Origin of the sequence: Streptomyces sp. NPDC002573 (genome assembly GCF_042889625.1) — a bacterium.
Taxonomy (GTDB): domain Bacteria; phylum Actinomycetota; class Actinomycetes; order Streptomycetales; family Streptomycetaceae; genus Streptomyces; species Streptomyces gibsoniae.
Genome location: NZ_JBIARC010000141.1, coordinates 1 through 10,986, shown reverse-complemented (window position 1 = coordinate 10,986; position 10,986 = coordinate 1). Strand labels below are relative to the sequence as shown.

The following is a 10,986-nucleotide window of genomic DNA, read 5'->3' as shown; positions in this document are numbered from 1 at the left end:
GCCCTCATACGTGACGGCCACACCTTCACGATCAGCCTGCCGCAAGAAACAACATGACCCAGGCACGATGCGCCGCCAATCGCGCTTGACAACAGCATTGGGAATCCTTACCCAGGTCCAGGCCGAGGAAGAGATCTATCGCGGTCGTGTCGACCATGTGCGCGTGTCCCTCGCCTCTCGTCTCCCCAACTCCCGGCCGTCCCTGCGGCACCACACGCCGGCAACCACGTTACGCAGACATCCCCGCCCTGAAGCGGTCCGACGTTGCACCGGACCGGGCGGTCGTCAGGCCCCTCATCAGCGGTCAAGCGGTGCCCCGAGGCCCGCGGCAACACCCCCCAGGTCATGCGTGCGACAGGGGGCAAAAAGCCATACCGGACCCGGGGGCCAGGCGCCCCGTTGCGGGGCCACGAGAAAGGTAACGGGGCGGGGGCCTGCGTGGGCAAAGGAGGTGAGGAACTGCATCCAGCACAGCTCGTGCAAGTGGCGGGCAATCCGTTGCCGGGCTGCTGCCAGGTCGGCAGGTATGTGGTCGCCCGGAAAGTTCTTCATCGCTGCCGGGGCGCGCGGACCGCGGCGCTGGACGTGAGCGCCGCGGTCCACGGCTTTATGGCAGGAACTTCACCTCTGGGAAGGCCACGCTCGGGCCCTTGAGCAGATGCCCTCCGCGGTGCCGCAGGTGCAGGTCGAAGAACGCGAGCGGGTAGGCCTGTTGGATCCGCACGGCCCGGGCCGGATCGAGGGTGCCGATCATGTCCTGGATCTGCTGGTCGGTCATGCCGAGGATCTTGCCCGCTTGCGGGATCAACGTCGCGTTGTCGCCGTATGAGTTGTGGACGGCTCCATCGGCCTGGATGTCGAGCCGCCAGCCGCGAAGGTGCGTCCAGAACTCGGCGACGTCCGGCATGGCGGCCCGGGTGAACACGGCGGTCATCATCATGAACGGCCGGTCCAGGTCGGCGGTGATGGTCGGCTGCATCGGGCCGTCGAGGCTGAGCCCGGCGCGGACGCGCTGGTCGGCGAGCATGGTGAGCGCGGTGGCGGTGCCGCCCTTCGACCAGCCGAACGCGCCGATGCACTGCGGGTCGAGGGCGCCGAGCAGTCCTTGGGGCAGTTGCTTGCCGTCGACGTCGGGGTTGCGCCCGGCGGCGAGCGCCTCCACGCAGTCGAGCAGGAACCCGAGGTCCGCGGCGAAGTCCTTCGGGAACATCGGGACTTCGCCCGGGGTGACCACCCGGCCGTCGGGGAACTCCGTGAACGTGTTGTAGGTGTGGTCGACGGTGACCACGGCGTAGCCGTGGCTGGCGAGTTCCTGAGCCATGATGGTGTGATCGCCGCGGTGGCTGCCCGAGCCGTGCGAGTACACGATGACGGGCAGGCGATGGCCCGTATGGTGCACGGGCGCGCCCAGGTGCCCGGCGGTGAGCGGGCCGAGGGCGGGGTCGAGGGGGAAGCCGGCGTCCGCCAGGAACGCCCGCAGCGCGCCCTCGGCCATCCAGGGGGCGCGTGGCAGGTCCTCGGCCTTGCGTGCGGGGTACCAGACACTGGCCATCAACGCGCGGTGACGTCCCGGGCCGGCCACGGGATCCGGGCGTGAGGTGTCGACGAGGTGGAGTGGCACCGTGCCCACCGGGTACGGCCCGGTGGGCCGAGGCAGGGCGAGTTGCATCGGGCTGGAGGCGCTCGGAGCCGCCCACGCGCGGGATGCGACGCCGAGCGGCATGGCAGCCCCGATCCCAGCGGTCAGCGCTGCCCCTAGCATGCGACGACGCGTCATTGGTTCTCGGCCGATGGACGCCCTGATGGTCATGGATCCTCCCGAGTCTGGGTTTCTTGGATGGAACCGGGCTCCAGCCCGTGCCGCTTGGGGCGGCGCGAGGCATCGTCACGGCCCCGCCCTGCTGCAGGTGCGACTGATAACGCTTGCCGGTCGGTCGGCCGACCGACCGTTTGGCGCGGCTGGCGACCGGCTGTTGGCGTACTTGCGTTGGGTGTGGCACGCGTCGGCGGTGACCACAATGCAGGTCAGTCCTGGCGGTCCGGGCCGTTTGTGGTGGTGGGCGGTGACAGAACCATTCGCCTGAGGCCGGCCCAGCATGACCCCAGGCTGGGCAGAGGGCCGGGGTGGCCTGCGGTCGCAGGGGTGACCGCAGGGGGGTTGTCCACGCCACCGGCGCGGACCGCGTCGAGAAGGCCTGTGAGAGGGCGCCGCGCGGCCTGGATGCCAGGAGCCCCGGCAGAAGCCATCTGGCCGCCGACCGGGCCACGGATCTCGCTACGCCCTGTTCGCCGGAATCACCTGTGCGCGAGATGCCGACGCACGCGGAGGAGGGGCACCGTGCCGCTGACCAGCACCAGGAACAGGCTGATCGCACCCGCGGGGGAGAACGGATGCAGGGGAACCGTGACCTGCAACGCAGTGGGGAGCAGCGCCACGGCCAAGCCCGCCGCGAGCAACCGGCGGCGCCTGTTGAAGAGCAGGGCGACCGCGAGGACACCCGCCCAGAGCATGTGGGTGAGGCGGGGGCCCAGTGGTGGGTAGTAGATGTTGATGAGCTGCGCCGCCGTCATCAGGACGGCCAGGACGGTGATGCTCGTGATCGCGACGCGTTGCGGCCGGGAGGTGCCGAGCAGGTCCCTGGGCGCGGCGAGGACGACAGCGCCGGTGAGCAGCGGCATGGTCAAGTTCATGGCTGCGCCCGTATAGGCGCCGTGGAAGTCGAAGTGGGCGAACAGGAGCAGCGGGAGGTCGGCCAGACGCAGCGCCGTCGCCGGCACGCCCAGCGCCCGGGCCAGGCTCCAGCGCCCGGTCCAGATGGCAGCGAGCGTCGCCAGCCAGAGCAGCGGCACGAAGATCTGGTCGGCGAAGACGAGCGCACCCGCAAGCGAGGACGACGGCAGGGTGCGGACGTCCGGGTTGACGAGCCACAACAGGTTCGCCACGCTGCCACCCGTGGCGACAGCGACAGCCAACGGGGCTGCATGGGCCAGGACCTGACCGGCAGTCCGGTCCGAGCCCAGGCCGGTGCGCTGTCGCAGGCCGTGCCCGGCGACGTCGAGCGCTTCACGCAGTCGGCCGAGCGAGCCGACGCCCTCCGTGGCCTCGGCGTAGATCGCGCTCAACTCGGCTTCGTGCTCGGCGCGGTAGGCGGCCGGGTGGAAACGCAGCGCCCAGCGGAGGGCGCGCGGCGGATGCTGCTCCGTCACGCCAGGGCTCCCTTCGGGCGGGTGACGGGGGCACGGCGGGCGGCCATCCGGCGCTCCGCCTCGGCGACCACGGCGCGCAGCCGTTCCGTCTCGGCGGCCAGCGCGGAGCGGCCGGCCTCGGCGAGGGCGTAGACCTTGCGGGCCCGACCGTCGACGACCTCCTCGCGCTCGATCTGGATCAGGCCCTGCTGGAGCAGTCGGTCCAGCGCGCCGTAAAGGGTGCCGGTGCGCATCCGCACGCGGCCCTGGGAGATCGCGTCGATCTCCTGGATCAGTCCGTAACCATGCCTGGGCTCGTCGGCCAGGGCGGTGAGCAGGAGCAGCGTCGGCTCCTGAAGCGGTCGATCACTCATGCTGCCTATATATATCGGTGACCGGCATATGTTGTCGAGTGGCCTATCGACTCCGCGGCTCGGGAGCCCGCGCCGCTGCCTTGGGACGCTCCTCCGCGGCTGGCGGCTGGCGGCTGGCGGCTGGCGGCAGGCGGCAGGCGGGTGGCGGGTGGCGGCTGGCGGCAGGCGGCCGGCGGCAGGCGGGTGGCGAGTGGCGGGTGGCGGGTGGCGGGCGGTGCCGGGCCAGGGCCGCCGGACGGCCTCGGGCGCCTACTCCGGGAGGAGCAGGCGTGGCTGCGCTGGTCGAGCAGGCCCCGATGGCCGCGCTGCGGGCGGCGGCCCAACTGGAGCGCCTGCCTTTGTCCTGGGCCGGGAAGCCCCCTATGCCTTGGAGGATGAGAAGGTGCCTACGGAGGCGATCGGGTGGGCCCTCGGTCTGCTGGCGAAGGCCCAGATGCGGCCGCTGCCCCAGGCGTATGGGTGCCACGGGAGACGCCGGTCTGATGAGTTCGCGGCGGGGCCACCAGTCGGCACGACCGGTGGCCCCGCCGCCTCAGTCGTAGGCTCTACGCGCTCGTCACCAGGTGGTGTGGCGTGGTCGTACGGTGCCAGCGCGATCAGCAAGCAGAAGACGGCCGCCAACCGGATCGTACGAGCGGGGCTACGGCGTCCGGCGTGCGCGTCGGCGGTCTGAACCGAGTCGCGGGCTGTCAGATCGCGCGCGAGGGTGAGGCCGATCCCCGTTCCCATCCCGCCACCGCTATGGCCACGATCGAACAACCGCGCCGCCCAGCCGCGCCCGGCTCAGCCTGCCTGGGGCCTGGCCAGACCGTGGTCGTAGGCGAAGATCACTGCCTGGATGCGGTCGCGGGCGCCGATCTTGGACAGCACGCGGCCGACATGAGTCTTCACCGTGGACTCCGACAGGACGAATCGGCTAGCGATCTCGCCGTTGCTCCAGCCCTTGCCGATGGCGACGAGGATCTCGCGTTCACGGTCGGTGAGGGAGCTCAGTCTCGGGTCCTCGGCGGAGCCGTCACCGCCGGGCGGCACAAGACGGGTGAACTCGTGGAGGAGGCGCCGGGTGAGCGCGGGGGCGATCACGGCATCTCCGACGGCCACCGCACGGATGCCTGCCAGGAGTTCCTCGGGGCGGGCATCCTTGAGGAGGAAACCGCTGGCTCCGGCGCGGAGGGCTGCATACACGTACTCGTCGATGTCGAAGGTGGTCAGGACGAGTACGCGGGAGCGGTCGCCTGCGGCGACGATCCGGCGGGTGGCCTCGATACCGTCCATGCCCGGCATGCGTACGTCCATGAGGACGACGTCGGGGCGGAGTTCCGCGGCCTGGCGCACCGCTTCCGCCCCGTGCGCGGCCTCGCCGACCACCTCGGTCTCGGGCACGGAGTCGAGGAGCATGCGGAAGCCGTATCGCTGGAGCGGCTGGTCGTCCACAATGAGCACAGTGGTCACGGGGCACCCTCCTGGGGAGTGAGGTCGAGGTCGACCCGTACCGTCCAGCCGGTGCCTGCGGGTCCCGCGCTGACGTGCCCGCCGTAGAGCGCCGCTCGTTCTCGCATGCCCACCAGGCCGTGTCCTTCCTCGTTCGCCGTGCGGGGACCGGCTCCCGGGGTGGGCGGGCCGGAGTCCTGGACGGTCATGGTCAGCCGCGTCTCCTCCGCGACGATCGCCAGGTTCGCACGCGCGCCGGCGCCAGCGTGTTTCAGGGTGTTCGTCAGGGCCTCTTGCACGATGCGGTAGACTGTCAGCTGCACCCCGCTGTCGAGGGCGTCGATGTCTCCGGCCGTACGGTAGACGACCTCCAGGCCGGCGGCGCGCACTCCCTCGCACAGCGCGTCGATGTCCGTGAGACCAGGCTGCGGGCTCAGCTCGGGTTCGGCCGGCGGACCGTCCGCCTCGCGCAGTACGCCGAGCACCCGGCGCAGTTCGCCCAAGGCTTGGCGGCCGGTGTCTCCGATGAGGTGCAGGGCCTCCTGGCCTCGTTCCGGAGCGACGTCGGCGGCATAGGCTCCCGCGTCGGCGAGGGTGATTATGACGGACAGGTTGTGGCCGACGATGTCGTGCATCTCCCGGGCCACCCGCGTCCGCTCGGCCGCGACGGCGAGCCTGCCACGCTGATCGCGTTCGATCTCCAGCCGGGCCGCACGGTCCCGCAGCCCGGCCAGCTGAGCCCGCCGGATCCGAATCATCAGGCCGAGCGCAAGAGCCGCTGTCGCCGTGCTGAGCAGGAAGAACAATGCGTCCCAGACCGACACCGCCGTCGACACCCGCGCCGCGACCAGGCCCAGTGCGCCCATCGTGACCGCACAAGCCCACGGCAGCTGCCGCAGCCGCCCGTGCAGGGTCAGGCTGTACAGGGCGACGAAGAGGGCGACGTCCGCACGAAGTGCGGCGCCGAGCGCCCACTGGAGGACGAACACGGCCGTGACGGCGCCGAAGGCGGCGGCGGGTGCCCGGCGTCGCCACAGCAGCGGCAGCACCAGCCCGGCCTGCAGGGCCAGCATGCCCGCCACGGGCAACCGGGTGAACGCCATGCGGAAGCGGCGCGGGCCGTCGCCGTCCCCTCCGATCACGCCGACGGCGTGCAGCAGGTCCGGCAGGCCGAACAGCAGGAAGACCATGAACACTACCGCGGTGTCCAGCACCCAGGGGCGCGCCCGGTCGGCATGCTTGAGCCGCTGGCCGGCCCGGCCGAGCCGGGCGACCAGCGGCCCCATCCCGCTGAGATCTTCGGTGGTCACGGAGGTCACCAACCCATGATGCGGGTGGCTGCTGCTCAGACGTCGCTGCGCAGCAGCCGGTACGCCGCTCCGGCCAGCGCCAGGGCCGTCCAGCCGAGGAAGACCAGGAGTCCGCCACCCGGCGACAGCGTGGTCGAGTCGTGGGTCAGGGCGAAGATCGACTCACCCGCGTGGCTCGGCAGGTAGGGGTCGATGTTGCCCTGCCACGAGCTGGGCAGGAGGGAGACCAGGCCGGGGACGAGCATGAGAGCGGCGACCAGGACCGAGATGCCGCCGGCCACGGACCGCAGCAGCGCGCCCAGAGCGGTGCCGATCACGCCGACCAGGCCCAGGTAGAGCCCGGCGCCCAGGAGACTGCGGACGACGCCGGCGTGGCCGAGGCCCACGGCGGCGGGCGTGCCGGAGACGATCTGGCTGCCTACGAGGAAGGCGACGAACGCGCCGACGGTCGCGACCACGAGCGCGACCAGCCCGTACACCGCCGCCTTGGACCACAGCACGGGCAGCCGGCGCGGCACCGCGGCCAGGGTCGAACGGATCATGCCGGTGGAGTACTCGCCCGCCGTCACCAGTACGCCGAGCACACCGAGGGCCAACTGCGCGAAGTTCGTGCCGAAGAGGGACAGGCTCACAGCCGTCGCGGTGGCGAAGTCGCGGTCCATGTGTCGGCCGGAGTCGAGATTGGACTTGTAGTGGCTCGCGGCGATGACGCCGAAGGCCACGAGGAACAGCAGGCCCAGGCCGAGGGTGATCCAGGTGGAGCGCAGGGACCAGAGCTTGGCCCACTCCGAGGACAGCACGCGCCGTCCGGTCACCCGGTAGGCGGGCCGGGGCGGCGCGGCCTGGTCGGTCTCAGGGGTCTCGGGAGTTGCCGTGAGGGTGCTCATGCCGCGCTCCCGGAGGTCTTGGTGCCGGTCGTGGAGCCGTGGTATTCCACGGCGTCCCTGGTCAGTTCCATGAATGCCTCCTCCAGCGACACCGCCTTCGTGGTCAGCTCGAACAAGGGGATTCCGTGCTCGGCCGCCTTCAGCCCGATCTCGCGGGCCGACATCCCGGTCACCTGCAGTTCCTCGGAGCCGATGCGGCCGGTGATCTCCACGCCCGGCCCCACCAGCACGTCCCGCATCCGCGCGGGGTCGTCCGTCGCGACCTTCACGGTGTCTCCGCCCGCCTCACGGACCAGGTCCTGCACGGTCGTGTCGGCCAGCAGTCGGCCCCGCCCGACGATGATCAGGTGATCCGCGACCAGTGACACCTCGCTCATCAGATGCGAGGAGACGAACACCGTGCGGCCCTCGGCTGCCAGGGAGGTGAGCAGGTTCCGAATCCAGAGGACGCCCTCGGGGTCCAGTCCGTTGACAGGCTCGTCCAGCATCACGGTCTGCGGATCGCCGAGCAGGGCCGCCGCGATGCCGAGCCGCTGGCCCATGCCGAGAGAAAAGGCACCGGCCCGCTTCTTCGCGACGCTGCCGAGACCGGCCAGTTCGACGACTTCGTCGACCCGGCGGCGCGGAATGCCATGGGTCAGCGCGAGCGCCCGGAGGTGGTTGTAGGCAGAACGGCCCGGGTGGATCGACTTCGCCTCCAGCAGCGCCCCCACCTCCTGCAGCGGCGCCTGGTGTCGGGCATAGCGCTGTCCGTTCACCGTGACGGAGCCGCTCGTCGGCGCGTCCAGCCCGACGATCATGCGCATCGTCGTGGACTTCCCCGCACCATTGGGCCCCAGGAAGCCGGTCACCGTGCCCGGCTTCACGGTGAAGTCCAGCCCGTCGACGGCTGTCTTCTCCCCGTACCTCTTGGTGAGCTGCTGTGCCTCGATCATTCGCATTCTCTCTTTCGGACTCCGGCGCCCGAAACGCCTGACGCCTCCTCCGTCACGCTAAGTCCGCGATCTGCCGGATCCGGTAGTACCGGGGACTGAACAGTGGGGGGTGGGTAGTACCGGGGTACTACGGCAACGGCGGCTGGGGGCACCGGGCATCCTCTGCGGATGTCCGCGTCTCCCGGATCAGGGCCCCCAGAGCAGGGCACCGTAACTGAGCGCCCGCTGCGGCGGCGCTCGCCAACCGCCTGCTCAGCTCGGTGCGGAGCCGGGGGAGGCCGCGGTGCGCCGGGTCTCCGTGAGGTGGATGTCGATGTACCGAGCGAGGCTCAGCGTGTCCTGGGGCTCATCGGCCTGGAAGGTGACGCGGCGCAGCAGGTTGACGCCGTAGAGCGCGACGCCTGCACGGGCGAGAACGAAGACCAGGGCGAGAAAGGCGGACCGAGCGTTGCCGTCGTCAAAGGGATGGAAGAAGCAGACGTCGAGATAGGCACGTGCGGCCCGGGCGGTGAGGGGAAGGGGCCGCCCGACGTCCTGCGCGCTCTCGCCCAGGCAGGCATCGAGGCGGGCCCGGGTGTCCGGGCTGATGCCGTAGCGTTCGCGGCCTCCCCTGGCGAAGGCCGGCAGGTCGCGGAACGGCGGCGGCTGCGGTGTGCCCAGGACGTGTTGCTGCCACCCTTGGAGCAGCTCGAAGTCGAGGAAGGCGCCGCGCGCCGCGTCGGCCCGCAGCAACTCCAGGGCCGCGAGCAGGCCCTGTGCGCGTCTGGGATCCACAGCTGCGTCGAAGCGCGGATGTCCGCCGCCACGCCGTCGTGCAACGGAGTCACGGGTTCGTCCCCGCCACCGTCCGGGGCCTGCTGCCATGGCACGCTCTCGCGCACCGCGAGCCAGCGACGCAGGTGGTCCGGTGTCGGCCCGGCGGATCGTGCATTGTCGTCCGGCCGCAGCGACTGTGCGAGCCGCTCCGCGACGTCGTCGACCAGCACGGGGTCGGGGCCGGTCCAGCTCTCGAAACGCCCGCCGATCGCCTGGTCGACCCATTGCTGTGCGAGGTCGGGCGCGACGCCCCAGCGGCTGAGGAACCAGGTGAGCACTTGACGGCAGTGTCCGTGCCAGCCGCTGCCGCAGCCGGTGCGGTCGGTTACCTGCAGGATCAGGTTTCGGGCTGCGCGCTCCCACAGGATTCGCTGGTCATCGACGTCTGCCAGGTCGAGCGGGTACGCCTCGAACCACCTGGCGAGACTCTCCAGCCACTCGCGCCACTCGCCACAGCGCCGCAACGACGCGGGCAAGCGTCTCCTCCGGGGTGGTGATCGAGTCCCGTGGGCAGCACCAGTTCCCGACTGGTCCCCCGTCGAAGTCCCCCTCGTCGTGCGCCCAGCGCCAGCCTACGGTCCAGCGGCCGTAGTGCTCGGCGAGTGCGTGCGACATGGCGTCGGCCCAGGGTTCGCCCTTGTCCCAGCTCCAGGCATTCATCGCTGGGTCGGCGAAGGAGACGTCGGGGCGGCGAGGCACCCGCCGTGCCGGCCCGAGCGAGTGCACCACCTGCTCTGCCGAGGCACCGTCGAAAGGATGACGGGCTGGGTCGACTTCGTCCCAGTTCAGAAAGCGAGGAGCCAAGTCAACGATCACTGCGCAAGCCTGCCACGCTCACCCGGCGCCCGCTCAAGCGGATTTCCCCGGATCAGCCATGTGAAGGAATGCCCGGCCGCATCGGCCGCCGTGAGCTCGCGGGCGGCCGAACCGGCTCAGGCTCCGTGTAATGATCCCACCAAGCGGCCGTCACCCTCGCCTCGCTCCTGATGGGGGCGTGACCCTTGAGGACAACTCCTAAGCGGCCTGGCCGAGGTTCGCTTCGGTACGGCCGTGCTCGATAGGGGCGCGCCGGGATCAGCGGCGGACTTCGCCGCGCCCGCTTGGTGCCGTAACCCGAAAAGCAATGGCCGCTCGGGCCCGGGGCCACATACGTTCGCCTCCATGGTTGACGCAATTTTCGGGCATCCGCGCCTCGCCGCCGTCTACGACCCACTCGATCCGGACCGCAGCGATCTCGACGCGTATCTCGCGATGGCGGAGGAGTTCGGGGCGCGGTCCGTGCTGGACATCGGGTGCGGCACAGGCGTGTTCGCGCTGCTGCTCGCCGAACGCGGGATTACGGTCACCGGGATCGATCCCGCGCGGGCGTCCGTCGACGTCGCGCGTGGCAAGCCGGGCGCGGGGCGGGTGCGCTGGCTCGACGGCGACGCGGGGGACCTGCCGCCCATGCAGATCGACCTGGTGACGATGACCGGGAACGTCGCCCAGGCGATCGCCGATCCACAAGCGTGGCGTACGACGCTGCGTGGCGCGTACGAGGCGCTACGGCCCGGCGGGCGGTTTGTCTTCGAGACGCGCGATCCGGCGCAGCGCGTGTGGGAGGAGTGGGCGGAGTGGACGCGCGAGACCACGTACCGCATGACGGACATCCCGGGCGTCGGCCGCGTCGAGACCTGGGCCGAGCTGACGGACGTGAGCCTGCCGCTGGTGAGCTTCCGGCGTACGCACGTGTTCGCTGCGGACGGGGAGGTACTGACCTCGAAATCGACACTTCGCTTCCGTGAACGTACGGAGATCGAGCGGGACTTGCATGAACACGGCTTCGTCGTCGAGGAGGTACGCGACGCACCCGACCGGCCGGGCAGGGAGTTCGTGTTCGTGGCGCGGCGCGGTACCGCGGAGCCCGTTACTCCCGGAATTCCCTAGATGTTCTATTCCAAGGGGTGCCTGAGGAGACGAAAACGAGGGCGTCCAAGATCATGTTGTGACGCACAACTTGGACACCCTCGCGACAGCACTCTATGCGACGACCGATGACCTGCTGAAG

Annotated in this window: 9 protein-coding genes; 1 reads left to right on the top strand and 8 read right to left on the bottom strand. The window is 70.7% G+C overall.

The genetic code is table 11. The features are described 5' to 3' along the window. Positions 1–607: 607 nt before the first annotated feature. The 8 genes from ACFYX0_RS45110 to ACFYX0_RS45075 all read right to left on the bottom strand — a co-directional run bounded on the left by ACFYX0_RS45110 (position 608) and on the right by ACFYX0_RS45075 (position 8,897). A complete protein-coding gene (locus ACFYX0_RS45110; RefSeq protein ID WP_388980957.1) occupies positions 608–1,669 on the bottom strand; it encodes an alpha/beta hydrolase family protein in 1,062 nt (353 codons plus the stop codon). 626 nt (positions 1,670–2,295) lie between these two features. Beyond that, positions 2,296–3,207 (bottom strand): hypothetical protein, encoded by a 912-nt coding sequence (locus tag ACFYX0_RS45105; protein WP_388980951.1) that lies wholly within the window; start codon positions 3,205–3,207, stop codon positions 2,296–2,298. Further along, on the bottom strand, positions 3,204–3,560 hold the full coding sequence (locus ACFYX0_RS45100) for a PadR family transcriptional regulator (RefSeq protein ID WP_311701063.1): 357 nt from the start codon (positions 3,558–3,560) through the stop codon (positions 3,204–3,206). The genes ACFYX0_RS45105 and ACFYX0_RS45100 overlap by 4 nt, the downstream gene beginning before the upstream one ends. Positions 3,561–4,343: 783 nt before the next feature. After that, complete coding sequence (locus ACFYX0_RS45095) at positions 4,344–5,012, bottom strand: response regulator (RefSeq protein WP_388980948.1); 669 nt, start codon at positions 5,010–5,012, stop codon at positions 4,344–4,346. Continuing rightward, the gene (locus tag ACFYX0_RS45090) at positions 5,009–6,277 is read right to left on the bottom strand and encodes a histidine kinase (protein WP_388980954.1); all 1,269 of its coding nucleotides are present in this window, start codon (positions 6,275–6,277) and stop codon (positions 5,009–5,011) included. The genes ACFYX0_RS45095 and ACFYX0_RS45090 overlap by 4 nt, the downstream gene beginning before the upstream one ends. Before the next feature lie 59 nt (positions 6,278–6,336). Next, entirely contained in the window at positions 6,337–7,188 is an 852-nt protein-coding gene (locus ACFYX0_RS45085; protein ID WP_388980945.1) for an ABC transporter permease, read from the bottom strand. Continuing rightward, positions 7,185–8,123 carry an ATP-binding cassette domain-containing protein gene (locus tag ACFYX0_RS45080; protein ID WP_388980942.1) on the bottom strand — a complete coding sequence of 313 codons (939 nt, stop codon included), beginning with the start codon at positions 8,121–8,123 and terminating at the stop codon, positions 7,185–7,187. The genes ACFYX0_RS45085 and ACFYX0_RS45080 overlap by 4 nt, the downstream gene beginning before the upstream one ends. Before the next feature lie 252 nt (positions 8,124–8,375). Further along, complete coding sequence (locus ACFYX0_RS45075; RefSeq protein ID WP_388980939.1) at positions 8,376–8,897, bottom strand: Fic family protein; 522 nt, start codon at positions 8,895–8,897, stop codon at positions 8,376–8,378. A gap of 1,203 nt (positions 8,898–10,100) precedes the next feature. Here ACFYX0_RS45075 and ACFYX0_RS45070 point away from each other — a divergent pair. Continuing rightward, the gene (locus ACFYX0_RS45070; protein ID WP_388980937.1) at positions 10,101–10,865 is read left to right on the top strand and encodes a class I SAM-dependent methyltransferase; all 765 of its coding nucleotides are present in this window, start codon (positions 10,101–10,103) and stop codon (positions 10,863–10,865) included. Positions 10,866–10,986 lie beyond the last annotated feature (121 nt).